General features: G+C 34.8%; 19 protein-coding genes and 1 pseudogene. 16 read left to right on the forward strand and 4 right to left on the reverse strand.

Going from position 1 to position 19,610, the window contains the following annotated elements:
- The first annotated feature begins 16 nt into the window (after positions 1–16).
- Positions 17–1,996, forward strand: a complete 1,980-nt coding sequence (locus CWS01_RS03965; protein WP_101175750.1) for a methyl-accepting chemotaxis protein — start codon at positions 17–19, stop codon at positions 1,994–1,996.
- A gap of 156 nt (positions 1,997–2,152) precedes the next feature.
- Here CWS01_RS03965 and CWS01_RS03970 read toward each other — a convergent pair whose 3' ends face one another.
- Positions 2,153–2,608, reverse strand: a complete 456-nt coding sequence (locus CWS01_RS03970; RefSeq protein ID WP_101175751.1) for a YslB family protein — start codon at positions 2,606–2,608, stop codon at positions 2,153–2,155.
- 469 nt (positions 2,609–3,077) lie between these two features.
- On the opposite strand from CWS01_RS03970, the gene CWS01_RS03975 reads away from it, so the two are divergent.
- The 5 genes from CWS01_RS03975 to CWS01_RS03995 all read left to right on the forward strand — a co-directional run bounded on the left by CWS01_RS03975 (position 3,078) and on the right by CWS01_RS03995 (position 8,054).
- The gene (locus CWS01_RS03975; protein WP_101175752.1) at positions 3,078–3,686 is read left to right on the forward strand and encodes a succinate dehydrogenase cytochrome b558 subunit; all 609 of its coding nucleotides are present in this window, start codon (positions 3,078–3,080) and stop codon (positions 3,684–3,686) included.
- Positions 3,687–3,729: 43 nt separating this feature from the next.
- Positions 3,730–5,493, forward strand: a complete 1,764-nt coding sequence (gene sdhA / locus CWS01_RS03980) for a succinate dehydrogenase flavoprotein subunit (RefSeq protein WP_101175753.1) — start codon at positions 3,730–3,732, stop codon at positions 5,491–5,493.
- Position 5,494: 1 nt separating this feature from the next.
- Positions 5,495–6,256, forward strand: a complete 762-nt coding sequence (sdhB, locus tag CWS01_RS03985) for a succinate dehydrogenase iron-sulfur subunit (RefSeq protein ID WP_101175754.1) — start codon at positions 5,495–5,497, stop codon at positions 6,254–6,256.
- Between the two features lie 170 nt (positions 6,257–6,426).
- Complete coding sequence (locus CWS01_RS03990; protein ID WP_328588890.1) at positions 6,427–7,434, forward strand: DUF3231 family protein; 1,008 nt, start codon at positions 6,427–6,429, stop codon at positions 7,432–7,434.
- A 122-nt stretch (positions 7,435–7,556) separates the two neighbouring features.
- Entirely contained in the window at positions 7,557–8,054 is a 498-nt protein-coding gene (locus CWS01_RS03995) for a GNAT family N-acetyltransferase (protein WP_101175756.1), read from the forward strand.
- A gap of 47 nt (positions 8,055–8,101) precedes the next feature.
- Here the strand turns inward: CWS01_RS03995 and panE are convergent, their stop codons facing one another.
- Positions 8,102–9,031 (reverse strand): 2-dehydropantoate 2-reductase, encoded by a 930-nt coding sequence (gene panE, locus CWS01_RS04000; protein ID WP_101175757.1) that lies wholly within the window; start codon positions 9,029–9,031, stop codon positions 8,102–8,104.
- Positions 9,032–9,386: 355 nt separating this feature from the next.
- Here panE and CWS01_RS04005 point away from each other — a divergent pair, with 355 nt between their 5' ends.
- The 3 genes from CWS01_RS04005 (at position 9,387) to CWS01_RS04015 (ending at position 12,431) form a co-directional block, all read left to right on the forward strand.
- Complete coding sequence (locus CWS01_RS04005; RefSeq protein WP_101175758.1) at positions 9,387–9,827, forward strand: KH domain-containing protein; 441 nt, start codon at positions 9,387–9,389, stop codon at positions 9,825–9,827.
- Between the two features lie 406 nt (positions 9,828–10,233).
- Positions 10,234–10,458, forward strand: a complete 225-nt coding sequence (locus CWS01_RS04010; RefSeq protein ID WP_101175759.1) for a helix-turn-helix domain-containing protein — start codon at positions 10,234–10,236, stop codon at positions 10,456–10,458.
- A 302-nt stretch (positions 10,459–10,760) separates the two neighbouring features.
- On the forward strand, positions 10,761–12,431 hold the full coding sequence (locus CWS01_RS04015; RefSeq protein ID WP_101175760.1) for a ribonuclease J: 1,671 nt from the start codon (positions 10,761–10,763) through the stop codon (positions 12,429–12,431).
- Positions 12,432–12,675: 244 nt separating this feature from the next.
- On the opposite strand, the gene CWS01_RS04020 is transcribed toward CWS01_RS04015, so the two are convergent.
- Together CWS01_RS04020 and CWS01_RS04025 are read right to left on the reverse strand one after the other, a co-directional pair.
- Complete coding sequence (locus CWS01_RS04020; protein WP_101175761.1) at positions 12,676–13,113, reverse strand: VOC family protein; 438 nt, start codon at positions 13,111–13,113, stop codon at positions 12,676–12,678.
- A gap of 87 nt (positions 13,114–13,200) precedes the next feature.
- A pseudogene (locus tag CWS01_RS04025) lies at positions 13,201–14,002 on the reverse strand (IS1595 family transposase); the annotation flags it as partial.
- Positions 14,003–14,348: 346 nt separating this feature from the next.
- Between CWS01_RS04025 and CWS01_RS04030 the strand changes: the two are divergent.
- The 7 genes from CWS01_RS04030 (at position 14,349) to CWS01_RS04060 (ending at position 19,562) form a co-directional block, all read left to right on the forward strand.
- On the forward strand, positions 14,349–14,936 hold the full coding sequence (locus CWS01_RS04030) for a DUF421 domain-containing protein (protein WP_101175762.1): 588 nt from the start codon (positions 14,349–14,351) through the stop codon (positions 14,934–14,936).
- Between the two features lie 169 nt (positions 14,937–15,105).
- A complete protein-coding gene (locus CWS01_RS04035) occupies positions 15,106–15,564 on the forward strand; it encodes a MarR family winged helix-turn-helix transcriptional regulator (RefSeq protein ID WP_101175763.1) in 459 nt (152 codons plus the stop codon).
- Positions 15,565–15,573: 9 nt separating this feature from the next.
- A complete protein-coding gene (gene racE / locus CWS01_RS04040; RefSeq protein WP_101175764.1) occupies positions 15,574–16,371 on the forward strand; it encodes a glutamate racemase in 798 nt (265 codons plus the stop codon).
- A gap of 121 nt (positions 16,372–16,492) precedes the next feature.
- A complete protein-coding gene (locus CWS01_RS04045) occupies positions 16,493–17,557 on the forward strand; it encodes a GerMN domain-containing protein (RefSeq protein WP_101175765.1) in 1,065 nt (354 codons plus the stop codon).
- A 115-nt stretch (positions 17,558–17,672) separates the two neighbouring features.
- Positions 17,673–18,419: a ribonuclease PH gene (gene rph, locus CWS01_RS04050; RefSeq protein ID WP_101175766.1), complete on the forward strand. Its 747-nt coding sequence runs from the start codon at positions 17,673–17,675 to the stop codon at positions 18,417–18,419.
- Between the two features lie 23 nt (positions 18,420–18,442).
- Positions 18,443–19,045, forward strand: coding sequence for an XTP/dITP diphosphatase (locus CWS01_RS04055; RefSeq protein ID WP_101175767.1), 603 nt, complete (start codon positions 18,443–18,445; stop codon positions 19,043–19,045).
- A gap of 1 nt (position 19,046) precedes the next feature.
- Positions 19,047–19,562 (forward strand): metallophosphoesterase family protein, encoded by a 516-nt coding sequence (locus tag CWS01_RS04060; protein ID WP_101175768.1) that lies wholly within the window; start codon positions 19,047–19,049, stop codon positions 19,560–19,562.
- Positions 19,563–19,610 lie beyond the last annotated feature (48 nt).

Raw genomic sequence — 19,610 nt, forward strand, 5'->3', positions numbered from 1 at the left:
TGATAGGAGGGAAGATATGAAAAAATATATAAAAAGACCTAATATTAATATGAAAAAGAAGCTGATTTTTTCATTTGTCTTTATTTTAATTATTCCAAGTTTGGTTTTAGGTGTTTTTTCCTATTTGAAAGCAGAAAAAGAAATGAACAGCCAATTTATGAAGACTGCAAAAGAAAATGTACAAATATTAGATACAATTATTAAAGATACTTTAGAGCCAAGAGTTTATGAAACTGTAGTGTTTGCTAAGATAGTAAAATATAATCCCAAAAATGAAGAGAGTATTCTAGCAATAAAAAAAACATTTGCTGATTATATGCAATTTAATTCTGAAATAATAAATGTCTTTTTTGGTGCAAATGATGGAACACTGATTCAATATCCACAATATACCCTAGAGAAGGGCTTTAATTTAAAAAAGCAGACATGGTATAAAGAAGCTGTTCATGAAAAAGGAATGCCTATTATTACAAAACCATACATATCTGCGCTTACTGGAAATCCCGTAGTTGCTATTGCAATGCAAACAGATAATAATGCAGGTGTTGTTGGGATGGAAGTAAGCATAGCTGGATTAAGCAATTTGACTTCTGATGTCAATATTGGGAAAAAAGGCTATGCAGTCATATTGGATGAATCAAAATATTATATTGTTCATCCAAAAAATAAGATTGGAACACAAGAAAAAGCTTCTTATTTGCCAACTGTTTATCAAAAGGATGCAGGGAATTTACAATATGAGGAAAATGGAAAGATGATGTTCATGGAGTTTAAAACAAATCATTTAACAGGCTGGAAGATTGCTAGTGTCGTCGATCGTGCAGAGATTGAGGGGATGACGACACCAATATTAACACAAACTATTTTTATTATTGCATGTTCATTATTTGTTGGCGGTCTTTTGGTTTATTTTATTATCCAGTCTATTATGAAGCCTTTAAATTTATTGAAAAAAACTGCATTGCAAGTGAGCAGTGGAGATTTAACAGAAAAGATAGAGGTAATGCGCCGTGATGAGGTCGGAGAAGTAGCCAAAGCATTTCGTGATATGTCAGAGTTTCTGCATACAATTATTAAAGAAGTAAATGTAAAATCAGGTCATATTGCGGCTGCATCCGAACAATTTATGGAAAGTTCTGGGCAAACAGCTACAACATCTGATTATGTAGCTACCACCCTGCAAGAAGTTGTAAGCCGAACAGAAATGCAAAATGAAAATTTATCAAAAAATGCGGAAGCATTAGATCAGGTAGCAACAGATATAAAACAAGTGGCAACAAATGCGATGATGGCTGTTGAATTAACTACATTAACAGCAAAACAGGCGAAAGAAGGAGAAGAATCGCTTAAAGAAACAGTAGATCAAATGAATGAAATGCATCAATCTGTTGTAGCTTCCAATAAACAAATTCAATCATTGCAAGAACAATCAAAAGAGATTCACAATATTATAGATGTAATGAGCGATATTGCAAAGCAAACAAAGCTATTAGCGCTAAATGCAGGTATTGAAGCTGCAAGAGCTGGAGAAACAGGAAAGGGATTTGCGGTTGTGGCTACAGAAGTTGGAAAACTTGCGAAACTATCTGAAGAATCTGCGAAAGAAATTACCAAAATTATTGCAAGAATTCTACAAGATACAGAATCAGCAGCAAAAGGAATGAAGTTAGTAACAGAAAATGTAGAAGCAGGCATTCAAACCTCCAATAAAACAACACAGACATTTACTACAATCATTCAAAATGTACAAACAGTGTATCCGCAAATTGAAGAAGTAGCATTATTATCGGATCAAATATCAAATGGAGTACAAGGTGTTTCAGCAACTGCAAATAAATTGCTGGTAATTGCAGATGAAAATGCTGCTTATTCAGAAGAGATAGCCAGCACAACAGAACAACAGCTTGCCACCATTCAAGAGATAAGCGCCGGAGCTATATCTTTATCTCAACTGGCAGAGGAACTGCATACTAGTATTGAAAAATTTAAAATATAATGAACTAGAAAAAACATGACTCATCACTTCCTGAAAGAAGCTTGTTTAAATTTACTCCAGCTTGCTTTCAAGAAAAAATGTCTAAAAAAATAGGCGAAGAAAATAATAGATTTTCTTCGCCTATTTTTTGCTAGGGATTTATTAGCTAGCTCTTTTTCAAACTGGATCTTGGCTATCCCAACGGACTGTAATCATGATTTTTTTATTTCTTCTTTTTGGGTCTTCAAAAGCCTCCGCAATAACTTTTTTTGTATGTTCATGCTGTTGAGCTAAATATCCTGCTTCTAATTGAAAAGAACATTTGCCCTTTTCTTTTAATCTTTTTTCTATTAATGGACTTGTAATGGTATACTCTATTTCATTTTTTGTTTGTTTAACAATTTCTAAAGTTCCCCAACCTGCTTTTACAAAAAAACTGCGAGCATCTTCTATATTTTCTAATGGAAACATTCTTGCAATTCTTTTGCCCGCCCAATACAGCAAATCAGGTGTGTCTCTCCCTAATAAATCGGGTATTAATATTTCACGTAATAATTCATATCCATATGCAGGGACAGTAAGAGGTTCTTCTTCCACCTTTGATTTCTCTTCTACAGATGTTAGTTCGCTCAATAATCTCTCCTCTTTCTACAATTCTATTTATATATATTTTCAAAAAAACGTATTAGATGTTGTTTATTAGTATTGTATAAAAATATATATTGCTTTAATAGTATACTTTAAAACCTTAAAAAAAGCATAAGAAAAAAAGAAGATTGTATAAGAATTAATTTCATTTTTCAGTTGGAAACTGCAAATGAAGATAAAAAAATCATCTACAGAAAAGAAGAAGTTCTATTACTATCATTTCATATAAAAAGGCAAGTATTCAAGGAAATATAGGGTAAATATTTTTCAGTTAGCATCATATAGATTAGAGAAGAAAATAGTTTTGCAAAAGAACTTATAAATTGTGTATCCGTTTTCTTGACCTTGGATTTTATAGGGAGTACAATTGAATTGTCACTAAATTGTAAGAAAATTTGGTGTTGTAATCGTTTTAAATCGAAAAATGTTTTTTCATCAATTGGGGGGGAAGTTAATGGCAACAAATCGGGAGTTTCTGTATAGAAGGGTTCATTCGCTGCTTGGTGTTATTCCAGTAGGCGTCTTTCTTATCCAACATCTCGTCGTTAATCATTTTGCTACAAAAGGTCCTGAAGCCTTTAATAAGGCAGCTTCATTTATGGAACATTTACCATTTCGTTACATACTAGAAACCTTTGTGATATTTTTACCAATCATTTATCATGCTTTTTATGGAATTTATATTGCAATTACGGCAAAAAATAATACAAAAAGTTACGGATATTTTCGGAACTGGATGTTTTATCTGCAGCGATTAACAGGGATTATTACCTTAATTTTCATTATTTGGCATATCTGGGAAACGAGAGTAGCGGCGGCTATGGGACAAGAAGTAAATTATGAAATGATGCAGGAAAACTTGGCAAATCCATTTATGTTTGCATTTTATTTAGTTGGTGTAATATCTACTATTTTTCATTTTTCTAACGGTCTATGGTCATTCTGTGTTAGTTGGGGAATTACCGTTTCACCGAAGTCCCAAAGAATTTCTACATATGTGACAATCGGTATTTTTATCGCGTTATCTATTGTCGGAGTACGAGCGTTATTTGCATTTATTTAAATCAAAGTTTACTAGGGTGATAGTTAAGGGGGAGTGAAGCAAAATGAGTAAAGGAAAAGTAATTATTGTCGGTGGTGGTTTAGCCGGACTAATGGCAACAATAAAAGTAGCAGAAGCAGGTACTCCCGTAGAATTGTTTTCGCTTGTGCCGGTAAAAAGATCACATTCTGTATGCGCTCAAGGTGGCATTAACGGAGCTGTTAACACAAAAGGAGAAGGAGACTCCCCGTGGGAACATTTCGATGATACGGTTTATGGAGGAGACTTTTTAGCCAATCAGCCCCCAGTTAAAGCAATGGCAGAGGCAGCGCCTGGAATTATTCATTTAATGGATCGTATGGGAGTAATGTTTAATAGAACGCCTGAAGGATTGCTGGATTTCAGACGATTTGGAGGAACTCAATATCACCGGACCGCATTTGCAGGAGCAACAACAGGGCAGCAGTTATTATATGCATTAGATGAACAAGTGAGAAAATTTGAAGTAGATGGACTTGTTGTCAAATATGAAGGTTGGGAATTTTTAGGAGCTATTATTGACGATGAGGGCGTATGCAGAGGAATTAAGGCGCAAAATTTAAAAACAATGGAAATAAAAGCATTCCCAGCTGATGCTGTTGTCATGGCAACGGGTGGACCAGGAATAATATTTGGAAAATCGACCAATTCAGTTATTAATACGGGATCAGCAGCCTCGATTGTTTATCAGCAAGGAGCGTATTATTCAAATGGGGAATTTATCCAAATACATCCAACTGCCATTCCAGGCGATGATAAGTTACGGCTGATGAGTGAGTCTGCCCGCGGTGAAGGTGGTCGGATATGGACATATAAAGATGGGAAACCATGGTATTTTCTTGAAGAGAAATATCCTGCATATGGAAACTTAGTGCCAAGGGATATTGCAACACGTGAAATTTTTCATGTTTGTGTTGATCAAAAGCTCGGCATTAATGGTGAAAATATGGTATACCTTGACCTTTCCCATAAAAACCCGAAAGAGCTAGATATTAAACTAGGTGGAATCATTGAAATATATGAAAAATTTATGGGAGAAGATCCACGGAAAGTTCCAATGAAAATTTTCCCAGCTGTTCACTATTCTATGGGCGGATTATGGGTCGATTATGATCAGATGACAAATATTCCTGGCTTGTTTGCGGCTGGTGAATGTGATTATTCCCAACATGGAGCAAACCGTTTAGGCGCAAATAGCCTCCTTTCAGCAATATATGGAGGAATGGTAGTTGGGCCAAATGCAGTCAGATATATTAGCGGATTGAAAAAAAGTGCAGAAGATTTATCTTCTGGCCTTTTTGATCAAGCAGTTTCAGAAGAGCAAGCAAAATGGGATGGAATTATGAAGCTTGATGGAAATGAAAATGCATATATTCTCCATAAAGAATTAGGAGAATGGATGACCGATAATGTAACGGTTGTACGCTATAACGACAAACTGCAAGCGACAGATAATAAAATTCAAGAACTTTTAGAACGATATAAAAAAATCAATATTAATGATACTGCAAAATGGAGTAACCAAGGAGCTGCATTTACAAGGCAGCTTTCCAATATGCTGCAGCTTGCAAGGGTAATAACAATTGGCGCTTATAATCGAAATGAAAGCAGGGGCGCCCATTATAAACCGGATTTCCCAGATAGAAACGATGAAGACTTCCTAAAAACTACAATGGCCAAATTTGTATCGGAATCAGAAGCTCCTCATTTCCATTATGAAGAGGTAGATACATCTTTAATAAAACCTAGAAAACGTGATTACTCGAAACAAAAAGAAGGAGTGAATTAACATGGGAGAAACAAGAACAGTAACTTTTCAGATTACTAGACAAGATGATCCCGATTCTTCTTCCTATATAGAGGAATTTACTTTGCCATATCGTCCCAACATGAATGTAATTTCTGCATTAATGGAAATTAGAAGAAATCCAGTAACAAGCAAAGGAGAACAAACCACTCCTATTGCTTGGGATATGAATTGTTTAGAAGAAGTTTGCGGAGCTTGTTCGATGGTTATTAATGGAAAACCAAGGCAGTCATGCACTGCTTTAGTTGATCAGTTGGAACAGCCGATTCGCTTAGATCCAATGCGAACATTTCCTGTTGTTCGAGACCTGCAAGTGGATAGAAGCAGAATGTTTGATTCATTAAAAAAGGTAAAAGCATGGATTCCTATTGACGGAACGTACGATTTAGGACCTGGACCAAGAATGCCAGAGAAAAAACGGCAATGGGCATATGAATTATCGAAATGTATGACATGTGGCGTCTGCTTAGAAGCGTGTCCAAATGTGAACAGCAAAGCAGATTTTATGGGGCCTGCGCCTTTATCACAAGTGCGTCTTTTTAATGCGCATCCAACAGGCAGCATGAATAAAGCAGAAAGACTAGAGCAAATTATGGGAGACGGTGGGCTTGCCAACTGCGGCAATTCACAAAACTGTGTGCAATCTTGTCCAAAAGGAATTCCATTGACTACGTCGATTGCTTCCCTAAATAGAGAAACAACATTACAAGCTTTTAAAAACTTTTTCGGCAGTGATAATGTATAAAAGAATAGTGAAAAACTCGTCTAAAGGCGAGTTTTTTTATGTGCTAAAAAAAGTCAAATTGCTTTATCAATGTTAAAGAAAAAACGAATAAGCATAATTTTTGTTTACAAAAACTGTATAATAACTACCTGATATCACACTATATAATTAATATTTGTTTAGTGAAGGGAATGGGTGCAGTGGGTAAAAAGAGAAAATTATCATCAACGGAATTGGGTGCCTTATGGATGACCTTTCAAAAGAAAACAATGATTTTAAGAATACTTGAATACTTTATTGAGACAGCTGAAGATAAAAAAGCAAAAAAAATAATGGAGGGTTTATGGAAAGGACTTTATCCGAAAGTAGAAGAAATTAAACAATTTTTTCAAGAAGAAGGAGCTGCTGTTCCTATTGGATTCACTAGCAGTGATGTTAATCTTCATGCACCAAAGCTATATGATAACGGGTTTGATATTATGTTATGCAGAATATTAAAAGAAATAAGTATGGGCTTGTATACATTGCATTTAACGATGGCATATCGTGAAGATGTAATTAAATTGTACCGGGAGCTATCGGTTTTAACGCAAAACTACTATGAACAATTTACAAACTATTTAATGGAAGAAGACATGCTATCGGCCCCTAATTTTATTAATATGCCTAAAACGGCAGACTATATCACGGACAAAGCTTATTTAAAAGGAACAAATATATTAGGCCAAAAAAGAAAACTAAACACCATAGAATATGGATATATTTATCATGGGATTGAAACAAATATAGTCGGTATGCAAATGATAACAGGCTTTGCCCAATGTGCAAAAAATCCAGATGTTAAAAAATATTTTCTAAAAGGAAAAGATTTATCTAAAAGTATACTTTCTGAGATGGGAAATATACTAATTAATGATGATATATATGCACCGGCAACCCCTGGTGGAAATATAACAAGTTCTACAGAATCTCCTTTTTCAGATAAATTAATGATGTTCTGCACATATTTAATGTGCAACTTTAGTCTGGGAGGTCAAAGTTTTGGTGCGGGATTTAGCTTGCGTAATGATGTAAATTTACAATTAGCTCTTTTAGCAAAAGACGTGTATGCATACACTAGAGAGGGCGTAATCGTAATGATAGATCATGGATGGCTAGAGGAGCCGCCAGGAATGAACAGAGACCAATTAAGCAAATAATTAATTTAGTTTCTAAAATGGAAACAAGTATCAAAAAATAATATTTGATTTTTACGTCAAATATGTACTTATTGATATAATGAAATGGAAAATCATTTATTTTATCAATGGGGTGTCGTCATATGGAGATAAGAATATTACATACAGAAGATGCATCCGTATATCAGGATATACGATTAGAAGCACTAAAGAATCATCCTGAAGCTTTTGGTTCTAGTTACGAAGAGGAAGTCCATTTTTCTATAGACGTCTTTAATAACAGGTTAATGAATAAGGATAATTTTACTTTTGGAGCATTTGAAAAGAACCAATTAGTTGGTGTGGTAACCTTAATTGTAGAACAAAAAAATAAAATGAAACATCGAGGCAATATTGTTGCAATGTATGTGAAACCCAAATATCGTGGCAGGGGAATTGCACAAAAGCTAATGAAAGAAACTATTAACCAGGCAATCATGCTTAAAGAAATTGAACAAATATACTTAGCTGTAGTCTCTGGTAATGAAGGAGCAATAAATTTATATCAACTATTAGGATTTGAAATATATGGAATAGATAAAAAGGCATTAAAAGTTAATGGTATTTATTATGATGAAGAACTTATGGTGCGATTTATTTAACGAAAAGGAACCTTTTTAACAAGAGAAGAAAAGGTTCCTTTTTGTGTTTATTGATTTTGTTCCTGAAGCAATTTTTTATATACTTTGACATTTTGATAGACAATTTCAAGCAATGGCGCATGGATGTTTTTCGCTTGAGCAAGTTCGAGCAGATAACCTTGCAAATGATCTCCTTCGACAAAAGCATTTTTTTCCATATCACGCTGCATCGAGGATTTCATTCCATATCCAATGGCATCAATTGTTTTCATATGATCGTCAATAATTGTTTCGCTGATTGGAGCATTATAAGCGGTTATGATGGTCGCGCATTCTGTAAATAGCTGGCGAATAATGTTTCTGCCTCCATCACTTTCGCGGATAGGACCGATTGGTGCACGCATAAGGGAAGTCACGCCTGACATGACTGTAATAAACAGATATTTATGCCACATTTCTTTTTCAATAGCGCTGCTCAGCACAAAATCAGCTTTTGTCCCGCTGAATGCATCAGCAATTTTACGGATGCGTTCTGTATCTTTTCCTTCGAATTCACCGTAAACAAGTTTTGCGGCTTTACTTGTTTGCACTACATCTCCATTATTATTTAAGGTAGTTTCAATAAAACATAAGCCACCAATAACTTTCTCCTCTCCAAAAGCTTCTTTTAATGCAGCTAAATGCGCGATGCCATTTAGAAGAGGGATAATAACAGTATGGTCTCTGACAAAAGGTTTTAAATCTTTTATAGCATTTTCCAAATGGTAAGACTTTGTAGAAAAAAGGACAACATCAAATATTTCGTTAGTGTCTTTAGCTGTGATTAATTTAGGGGTAAAAGAATAATCATTGTTTACGCTGCGAATAACTAGGTCATTTTTTTCTAGCTGTTTTTTTCTATTTTCCCTTACTAAAAAAGTAACATCTTCTCCTTTTTCTACTAGACGGCCTCCAAAGTAGCCGCCAACGCCTCCAGCTCCTAATATAAGTATGCGCATACGATTCTTCCTTTCTAGTGTGTATATTATTTTAATTGTAGCATACTTGTTTTATAAAAATGGCTGCATTAGAGATCGAAAAACAAAAAGATAATGGTTGGTAAAGTAAGTATCAACCATGAATAGGATATTTTTTCCTGTATTGTTTAAAAATGAAGGAATATTCTATAAGTTTTTTAGAGGGAAAATAAATACTGAAAAAACTATATTTATGTATTGGTAGTGTAATATTAGCAACTTCCGCTTATTTTCTTTTAAATAAAGAAAATAAAACAATGGTAAAAGCAATCATTTCTAATACTGCCGAACAGTACTGTGGGATTAAACGATCTTCCGAAAAAATACAGCAAAGACAGTGGTTCTTGGAAAAAATGATAAGGAATATGAAGTGGGAAAAGATTTTCATCCAGGCTATTATGATGTAATGTCAATCAGTAGTAAAACAGTAAATTTTGCTGGAGATAATCTAAAGGAAAATGAGGAGTTGAAGGGTATTTTTAATTGCCATAATAATAAAATTGGTGTTAGGGGAGAAGGGCAAGTTAAGTTAACTTCAGCAAAATTTGAAAAATTAAAAAGGAAAGATGATTATTATACAATCTCCGAATCAGGCTATTATGTTGTGGAAAGTGAAATGCCTGAAGGAAAATATGAATTTGCTTTAGAAAAAAGTCCAGAGTCATTATATATTTTTATAGATATCAGAAATAAAAAATTAGAACCAATAGATTCCATTCAATGGGACAATAAAAAGAATGCCTGTTCTATTAGTTTTAATTTGAAAAAAGGAGATTAGCTGTATATAGATAAAAAAGATAGAAAGGGAAATGAAAATCAAAGAACCAAACTTAAAGTAATAGAAGTAGAAGAAGACAGTTATTATTGATAGAAAATTTACCCGTTTTATGTGTAGGGTGATTTTTAGCAATGAAAATTAAAGAAACAAGAAAATACGGAGTGTCTTTTTATGAAGGAGTTTTATTTGTTGAAAATTGGAAAGAAAAATTTTTGTGAATAATATAAAATAAAGCGTTTTCTTATTTTTGAGGTGAATTTAATATTTAAACCAGAAAAAAATAAAAAGCATTCCTAAATTGCATAAATGTAGTCACTCCAAGGCTTCTCCTTACATACTATATTCAGACTATGATAATACCCATCCCAAAGTTCATAGCTGGTGTAGGCAAGGAGGGTTATACTACTTGAAGGAGAATGAATTTACTCACAAGCCATTACTAACGAAAAGGGAAAGAGAAGTATTTGAACTGTTAGTACAAGATAAAACAACAAAAGAAATCGCAAGTGATTTATTCATAAGCGAAAAAACAGTTCGAAATCATATTTCTAATGCAATGCAAAAGCTGGGCGTTAAGGGGCGTTCACAGGCTGTTGTAGAACTCCTTAGAATGGGAGAGCTAAAACTATAATCAGAGAAGATGATTCAGATAAGAGTTGTGCGCAAAAATTGCGTGAATGGATTCTTATTTTGGATCATCTTCTTTTACGTGAAGCTAGGCCATTGTTTTTAGAAGGATGGATAAGAACAAATCCATTAAATAGCGAAAAAATTTGCACGATAGGTATTCCTACAAATTGAATCTTGTCGAAATTTACTATATAGATTATTAATTTAATTTTTATTTATAAAAATTAAATTTTAAAAGCAATAATTAAAGCTGTTTCACAAGGCCATACTAATGATAAAGAATTAGGATAGGGAGGAATAAGATTGCAAACTACAGAAAACTTATCAATATTCGCCTTGGGAGGCATAAATGAAATTGGAAAAAATATGTATGTTATTCAATATGCCGATGATATCGTAATTATTGACTGTGGAGGTAAGTTTCCAGATGAGAGTTTGTTAGGCATCGATTTGATTATCCCCGATATTTCTTATCTAGAAGAAAATAAGGCAAAAATTCGTGCATTAGTAGTGACGCATGGTCATGAAGATCATATAGGCGGCATTCCCTACTTTTTAAGAAAATTAAATGTGCCCATTTATGCTACAGCATTTACACTAGGATTAATTGAATTAAAATTAGATGAACACAAGCTGAAAAGAGATACAAAACTAATTCAGATCGACTCTAAAACAGAAATAGAATTTGGAAAAATAAAAACATCCTTTTTCAAAACCAATCACAGTATTCCTGATTGTCTGGGTATTGTTTTGCATACACCTGAAGGAAACGTGGTTCATACTGGAGATTTTAAATTTGATTTAACTCCTATGAATAATCAATATTCTGATATTCATAAAATGGCAGAGATTGGCAATAAAGGAGTGCTTGTTCTTCTATCAGAAAGTACAAATGCAGAACGTCCTGGTTTAACGCCATCGGAAAGGATGGTGGAAGATCATATGTTGGAGGCCTTTACAAAAGCTTCAGGAAAAATTTTCGTTTCTACATTTGCTTCAAATGTGAATCGTGTACAGCAAGTAGTTGAAGCGGCTATGAAAACAAATAGAAAACTTGCGCTGCTAGGGAGAAGTATGGTGAATATAGTATCTGTAGCAATAGAGCGAGGATATTTAACTATTCCTGATGGGATGTTAATGGAGGCACAAGAAATCGATAAATTATCTTCAGAAAAGGTGGCTATCTTGTGTACAGGAAGTCAGGGCGAACCAAATGCTGCCCTTGCCCGCCTAGCTACTGGAAATTATCGAGACGCTGCTATTTATCCTGGTGATACAGTTATATTAGCGGCATCTCCAATACCTGGGAATGAGAGAAATGTATCCAGTATTATAGATAATCTATTTCAACTTGAAGCTAAAGTGATCTATGGTTCGGGAAGTACAACGGGCATGCATGTTTCTGGACACGGCTATCAGGAGGATCTGAAGCTTATGCTTACCTTAATGAAGCCAACCTATTTTATCCCAATCCACGGTGAGTATAGAATGTTGCATCATCATCGTTTGTTGGCTGAATCTGTTGGAGTGGAGAAAGGAAACACGTTTATTATCCAAAATGGCGATGTGGTTGATGTTCAAAATAAGGTTGCCAGAAAAACACGGAAAATACCAGCAGGAGATACATATATTGATGGAATGGGAGTAGGAGATGTTGGAGAGATAGTGTTAAGAGACCGAAAACAGCTTTCGGAAGATGGGATGTTAGTGATGGTTATAACAATTAACAAAGTAGACCGAAAGTTAATCTCAGGACCTGACATCATTACCCGGGGATTTGTATATGCTAGAAATGCAGATGATCTCTTAAAGGAAGTCAATAAACGGGTAAAAAAAACAGTGGAAGAATTACAGGCTGAGGATACTAGGCAGTGGAATATAATGAAGCAAAATATAAAAAAATCTGTAGGGCAGTATCTATTTGCGCAAACTAGAAGAAGGCCAATGATACTGCCGATTATAATTGAAATTTGAGTGAGTGCAAACTTTTAGGATTTCCTATTAAATAGGCTCTGTTAAATTTAAATGTTGATTTTTATATAATAAATTAGGGAAACCTTCATTTGCCGAGGTTCCCCATTTTTTTCAGCTAATGCCCCCGTTTGTCCAACAAGGAGAAAGAACGGCTGTCCCTAAAAAAGACAGCCGTCCAGTCTGAAATATCAGTGTGTTTAGATAAGCGAAAGTGTTTCTCTATATATGTTAGCATATCGTCTGTTTATTTGATTTTCTCCGCCAACTCTAAAATAATTCCCTCTGGACCATGAACGTAGCATAACTTATAACTTTCTTCATATTGCTGTATCTCACTAAAGACTTCCGTGCCCTTCTTTTTCAATTTTGCAACAATAGCTTCAATATCTTCAACAGCAAAACAAATATGTCGGATACCCAGCGTATTTGCAAAAGGTTGCTGAATATCTTTTTCATCTGACGGCGTATAAAATTTGACTAGTTCTATCCATGCTTGACCATCTGGCATCCCCAATCCTACACATGCCGTTTTAACATCATTAAGCCCAACTATTCTGTCCAACTGTTCTCCATCCAATTCCCATTCCGCTTGCACTTCAAGTCCTAAATCAAGAAAAAACGCTTTAGCCTCTGAAAGATCATTTACGTTTATACTTACATGATCTATTCTATTGATCTTCATATCTAATACCTCCTTGAGATCAAGTGCTCTTCACAGAATTATTCAATTAACTTATTGCAAATTCCTGCAACGATAGTTAAATAAGCACTATACAGCGAATTTTGATAAGCGTAAACTATCGTAAGTATCTGTCATTTCAAAGACAAATGATGATAATAGAAAATCTTTAATATTGTGCTTTATGTTTTCGTTACTGCGGCTATCAACAAACAAAAACCAGGCTAGGTAGTTATCAAGGTACTTCGTTGCTACACCTTTAAATCGGTTTATGAATTGTTTCAATCGGGAATGGAGACCATTAACGTTTTGAATATGATATAAGCCCTTAATAACGTGTTTACCATCATTCGATTTCTGTAATGCTCAATGCCTTTTTCTTTTGCATACGTTTTATAGGCTCTCTAAGCATCTGTTACAAGTACATTTTCGGGTGTCAACTTTGAACCAATCATTTTTTTAACTTTCGTCTTAACAATACGTCCCATACAAGCTACTTTTGAAACAGTCGCTTTTGTACGATCTCTGGCAACAAGAACACAAACCTGCTCGTGGCTGATTCCTCTGTGTTTGGGCGTTTACGGGGTTTTCTGTCAGTAATGTCACGTTGACCTTTTTGAGAGTATAAGAAATAGGTCTCATCGACCTCGACAATACCCTCAAATTGTTCAAAATCAATTTGTTTAAGAGCGTTCAAGAGTTTGTGCCTCCAATAAAAAAGCGTAACCCAAGTAACCCCTACGATTTCAGCCGATTTTCGTAGAGAATAGCCTTTAAACATACAATCAACAAATGTAATCCATTCGTTGCCTTTTCGAGTGCGGAACAAAACGGTATTTGTTGTGTCTGTAAAAGTCTTCCTGCAAGATTTACAACGATAACGTTGACGACTAATGGCTGTTTTCTAAAAGATTGTTGTTTTTCGGATCGTTTCCATGAGTAAATCCATGGTTAAAACAGATTGATTGGAGTGAAAGATGCGAGACTCCTGTGGGATCACTGCCCGCCTCACGGAAAGCGAGCATCCTGGAACGGAAATCTAAAAGCAACAAAGTTTACGAAAACAGCCATAATAAGAGAAGATGATTCAGGTAAGAGCTGTCCGCAAAAATTGTGTGAATGGCTTCTTATTTTGAAGCATCTTCTTTTTTCATGAGGGGCTAGAAAGGGAGAAAAAGAATAAGGTTTATTTGTTTGCTTACACTATAGTGTAAGCATAATGTTTAGGAGGAAATTATATGCATTATCTTTGGCATAGTGTTGTACTAATACTTTCTGGAATCATTCTTTTGAGGATTGCTGGGAGAAAATCAATTTCTCAAATGACCCATACACAAACGATTGTAATGATTTCTATAGGTACTCTTATTGTACAGCCGATTGTGGGGAGTAGTGTCATTAAGGCAATTGCTGCATCAACCATTTTTGTAGTAACGATACTTCTTTTGGAGTATTTGCAGCTTAAATGGGATTTTTTTGAAAATGTGGTTACAGGAAAAGCTAAAGTGGTGATAAAGGGTGGGGTTTTGCAAAGACATACATTAAAACAACTAAGATTAACTATTGATCAGATGGAAATGAGACTAAGGAATAAGGGGATTACAAAAATAGAAGATATTAAAACTGCGACAATTGAGCCGAATGGAGATATAGGCTATGAAATGCAAGAAGATGCGAAACCTTTAACAGTAGGTGAGTTTAAAAAACTAATGAAGGAATATTTTCCCCACTCTTTCCCCGTAGAAAATAAACAGGTAGAGAATAAGGAGAATCTCCATAATTCCATAGATAGAAGGAAAAATATATTTGAGGAAATAGATAAATAGTATGGTGTTTTTTTAAAAGCTACCATAAAAGTTTTAAATGTAAAATAATCTCATTCCTATATCCATTTACGAAGATTAAAATGTGGATTATAATTGATTTATTGGGCATCTTGTATATTTTTCAATACAAGAATCAATTGTATTAGGATAGAAATTAGGAGATGTAAATATGAATGTAGAAGAAAAAGACTCAAAAGAGTATTTCGATATTATTGCAACGATTGAAAAGGATATGAGATACATAGCAGGAATTATTAAACAAAAGGGTAGAGAACTTTTAAGTGATTATACGATTACTCCTCCACAATTTGTTGCTCTTCAATGGTTGTTTGAAGACGGCGATATGACAATTGGAGAACTTTCGAATAAAATGTATTTAGCATTTAGTACAACAACTGATTTAGTGGACCGGATGGAGAAAAATGAGCTTGTGCAACGTGTGAAAGACCCAAATGACCGGCGTGTTGTACGTATTCATTTATTAGATGAAGGAAAAGTCCTTATAGATGAAGTAATAAAAAAACGACAAGTGTATTTACAAGAAGTTTTGGGTAATTATACTTTGGAAGAAATATCGCAGCTAAAAGATAATTTTATGAAATTACATCAAGAAATGCGAGAAAAATGAGGCGGTTTTTTGGAAAGAGCAATAGGGGTTATAGATTCGGGAGTTGGTGGACTAACAGTTGCAAAAGAAATTATGCGCCAGCTGCCATATGAAAATATTATTTACTTAGGCGATACGGCAAGATGTCCATACGGCCCAAGAACGGGAGAGGAAGTCAAAAAATTCACATGGGAAATGACAAGATTTTTATTGCAGCGGAATATTAAAATGCTTGTTATTGCCTGTAATACAGCAACTGCTGTTGCACTAGAAGAAATAAAAGAACAGCTTTCTATTCCAGTTATTGGGGTAATTATTCCAGGTGCCCGAACAGCTATTAAAGTGACCAAAAATAATTATATTGGCATGATTGGCACAATTGGCACTGTAAGAAGTCGAGCGTATGAACATGCATTAAAACAGATAAATTTTCGTGTGAAAACAGAAAGCCTTGCATGTCCTAAGTTTGTTCCTTTAGTGGAAAGCGGAGAATATGAAGGGCCAGTTGCCAAAAAAATTGTGGCAAAAACATTAAAGCCACTAAAGGGTTCAGGAATTGATACATTGATTCTAGGATGTACGCACTATCCATTGCTGGAAAAAGTAATTCGTGAAGAAATGGGGCCTGATGTAAAGGTAATCAGCTCTGGAGCTGAAACAGCAAGAGAGGTAAGCACAATCCTTGCCCATAGCAATCAGTTAGCTTCTTGTAAAAGCAATACAGGACATCAATTTTTTACAACAGGCTCAAAAGATATTTTTGCAAGAATTGCATCTAAGTGGCTACAGAAAAATATTGAAGTGGTAGAAACGATTAAACTAAGCTAGCAATAAGCTTAGTTTTTTTATTTTAGTAGATTAATTATAAATTTTTTCTCTTCTAAGGGGTCTAAATTAAAAATATGCTCGTATATATATTAGTACAAACTGTCTTAGGAGTGATTTGAGAATGTCTAAGAATAAAAAAACGGCAATCGTTTCAGCGGTACTTCTTTCAACAGCCATGCTTTCTGGATGTAGTCTATTCGGTAACGATACAAAAGTAAATGTGGATCCGCCTAAAAACACATATAGTGAAAATGCAGCAAAAGAGAGCACAAATACAGCCAAGGAAACGAGCGGAAAAGCTGCAGCTGAAAACTCTATTGCGACAGAACTATATTTAGTGGACAAAGACGGATATATTGTGCCACAAACGGTTAATTTGCCACAAACTAAAAGTATAGCAACAGAAGCACTAGAGTATTTAGTGAAAAATGGACCGGTAACTGATATGCTTCCAAATGGATTCCAAGCAGTTATTCCTCAAGACACAAAAATAAGTGTGAATATTAAAAAGAAAGTGGCGACAGTAGACTTTTCCAAAGAATTTAAAGAATATAAAAAAGAAGATGAAGCAAAAATTCTCCAATCCATCACTTGGACATTAACACAATTTAATTCTATTAATTCAGTAAAACTGCAAATAAACGGGAAAGCATTAACAGAGATGCCTGTTGATAAAACACCTATTCAAAATGCTTTAACAAGAGCAGATGGAATCAATATTGATACGTCAGATGTAACAGATATTACAAATACAAAACCATTAACAGTTTATTATATTGGCGGAGATTCAGGAGCCTACTATTATGTGCCGGTTACTAAAAGGGTTAACAATGGAGAAGAGAATAATATTGCAGCAGCAGTGGAAGAATTAGTAAAGGGTCCAGAGAAAAGCTCTTCACTTGTAACAGAAATATCACCTGATGCAAAACTGCTCGATACTCCAAAAGTAGCAGATGGGAAAGTAACGCTAAACTTTAACGATTCTATTTATAGTAGTTTTGATGATAAAGAAAAAATGGTGACGGATATGGCCATTAACTCACTTGTTTTATCTTTAACAGAGCAAGAAGGAATTGAGAGTGTTGCATTAACTGTGGATGGAAAAGACCAGCTTCAAAATGAAGAAGGAAAAAGTTTATCAGCACCTGTAACCCGCCCGCAAAAAGTGAACACAGGTAGTTATTAAAAAAAGATTTTTGCTATAATAAATAGTAGTAGAGTAGGGTTTGCATTTATGCAGCCCTCTTTCTTATGAATAAGTTGTGAAAATCTTGTTAGCGACTGAAGAATGGAGGAGTACTATGCGACATGATAAACGGCAAAATGCTCAATTAAGATCAGTGCATATCGAAAGCAATTATTTAAAACACCCAGAAGGATCTGTGTTAATAACTGTTGGTGATACAAAGGTTATTTGTACAGCAACAATTGAAGATCGGGTTCCGCCATTTATGCGAGGAAGCGGAAAAGGGTGGATTACAGCTGAGTATAGCATGCTTCCAAGAGCAACCGAGCAACGTAATATAAGAGAAGCAGCCAAAGGGAAAATAACAGGAAGAACAATGGAGATCCAGCGTCTAATAGGAAGAGCGCTTCGGGCTGCAGTAAACTTAGAAGCAATTGGGGAACGTACGGTGTGGATAGACTGTGATGTGATTCAAGCGGACGGAGGTACAAGAACGGCTTCTATTACTGGGGCATTTGTAGCAATGGCGATTGCACTGGACAAACTTTCCCAACAGAAAAAACTAGCAGCGTATCCTGTGCGCACTTTTTTAGCAGCAACTAGTGTAGGGATTTTAAATAATAAAGAGGCAGTGTTAGACTTAGATTATGTCGAAGATTCTAGTGCAGAAGTAGATATGAATCTTATTATGACGAGTGAAAATGAATTTGTAGAACTTCAAGGAACAGGGGAAGAAGCTACTTTTTCCTATCAACAATTGCAAACATTATTAAGTTTAGGAGAAAGTGGTATACATAAGCTGATCGAAATTCAACAAGAAGTGCTTGGGGAAGAAATAACGAATAAAATAATGAAAAAATAGATGTAGTCGAAAAGGAGATTCTGATGAAGGAAATAATTATTGCCACAAAAAATGCAGGTAAGGCAAAAGAATTTGTGCAAATGTTTGCACCAATGGGGTTTATGGTTAAAACATTGCTGGATTATCCAGAAATAGAAGATGTAGAAGAAACGGGTACAACCTTTGAAGAAAATGCGATAATAAAAGCAGAAACAGTTTCTAAACAATTAGGAACGATTGTTATATCTGACGATTCTGGCTTAATAATTGATGCATTGGATGGAAAACCAGGTGTATATTCTGCTCGTTATGCAGGAAATGGGAAAAACGATGAAGAAAATATGACAAAAGTGCTTGGAGAATTAAAAGGTGTTCCAACAGATAAAAGAACAGCACGTTTCTGTTGTACGATTGCGGTGGCTAATCCAAAAAAGAAGACATTAACTTTTACTGGAACATGTGAGGGACTTATTTTAGAAGAAAAAAGGGGAGAGTTTGGTTTCGGCTATGATCCAATTTTTTATGTGGTAGAAAAAGAAAAATCAATGGCGGAGCTTCCTGCGGAAATAAAAAATCAGATAAGCCACCGTGCCGATGCAATCAAAAAACTAAAAGCACAAATTAATTCTGTTTTAAAGGAGGGATAACATGAAAGTTCTGATTGTAAGTGATAGTCATGGCTTGGTAAATGAATTAGAAGAATTAAAAAAGAGGCATAAGAAAGAAGTGGATTTATTTCTTCATTGCGGAGATTCTGAACTAACTGCAAATGAAGTAGCTATAGAAGGGTATAAATCAGTTCGGGGAAATTGTGACTATGAAGAAAAATATCCAAATGAGCTAGTGGAGGAAGCTACTACTGCGAAAATCTTTTTAACACACGGTCATTTATATGGTGTGAAGTCTTCTGTGAATAATTTATTGTATCGGGCAAAAGAAGTTGGAGCAAATATTGTTTGCTTTGGGCATTCTCACTACTTAGGGATGGAGTTAATTGATGGGATTTTATTTATTAATCCAGGGAGTTTAAGGCTGCCAAGAGGAAGAATAGAAAAAACATATGTTATATTAACGATTTCCCCAGATAAATACAAAACAGAAGTATATGATTATGTTCATGGGAAAATAGCAAATTTAACGACAGAATTTTCTAGAGAAGAGTAACTGCAAATGTTTTCCTAACAAGGAAATAAAAAATCCTTGTTAGGAAAA

Source organism: Niallia nealsonii (assembly GCF_002835805.1).
Classification (GTDB): Bacteria; Bacillota; Bacilli; order Bacillales; family Cytobacillaceae; genus Niallia; species Niallia nealsonii.

What these genes read in the sequence shown, in the direction of transcription:
- CWS01_RS03965 (WP_101175750.1), top strand. Translation starts at nt 17, where the DNA reads ATGAAAAAATATATAAAAAGACCTAATATTAATATGAAAAAGAAGCTG.
- CWS01_RS03975 (WP_101175752.1), top strand. Translation starts at nt 3,078, where the DNA reads ATGGCAACAAATCGGGAGTTTCTGTATAGAAGGGTTCATTCGCTGCTT.
- sdhA (WP_101175753.1), top strand. Translation starts at nt 3,730, where the DNA reads ATGAGTAAAGGAAAAGTAATTATTGTCGGTGGTGGTTTAGCCGGACTA.
- sdhB (WP_101175754.1), top strand. Translation starts at nt 5,495, where the DNA reads ATGGGAGAAACAAGAACAGTAACTTTTCAGATTACTAGACAAGATGAT.
- CWS01_RS03990 (WP_328588890.1), top strand. Translation starts at nt 6,427, where the DNA reads ATGGGTGCAGTGGGTAAAAAGAGAAAATTATCATCAACGGAATTGGGT.
- CWS01_RS03995 (WP_101175756.1), top strand. Translation starts at nt 7,557, where the DNA reads ATGGAGATAAGAATATTACATACAGAAGATGCATCCGTATATCAGGAT.
- panE (WP_101175757.1), bottom strand. Translation starts at nt 9,031, where the DNA reads ATGCGCATACTTATATTAGGAGCTGGAGGCGTTGGCGGCTACTTTGGA.
- CWS01_RS04020 (WP_101175761.1), bottom strand. Translation starts at nt 13,113, where the DNA reads ATGAAGATCAATAGAATAGATCATGTAAGTATAAACGTAAATGATCTT.
- CWS01_RS04030 (WP_101175762.1), top strand. Translation starts at nt 14,349, where the DNA reads ATGCATTATCTTTGGCATAGTGTTGTACTAATACTTTCTGGAATCATT.
- CWS01_RS04035 (WP_101175763.1), top strand. Translation starts at nt 15,106, where the DNA reads ATGAATGTAGAAGAAAAAGACTCAAAAGAGTATTTCGATATTATTGCA.
- CWS01_RS04045 (WP_101175765.1), top strand. Translation starts at nt 16,493, where the DNA reads ATGTCTAAGAATAAAAAAACGGCAATCGTTTCAGCGGTACTTCTTTCA.
- rph (WP_101175766.1), top strand. Translation starts at nt 17,673, where the DNA reads ATGCGACATGATAAACGGCAAAATGCTCAATTAAGATCAGTGCATATC.
- CWS01_RS04055 (WP_101175767.1), top strand. Translation starts at nt 18,443, where the DNA reads ATGAAGGAAATAATTATTGCCACAAAAAATGCAGGTAAGGCAAAAGAA.
- CWS01_RS04060 (WP_101175768.1), top strand. Translation starts at nt 19,047, where the DNA reads ATGAAAGTTCTGATTGTAAGTGATAGTCATGGCTTGGTAAATGAATTA.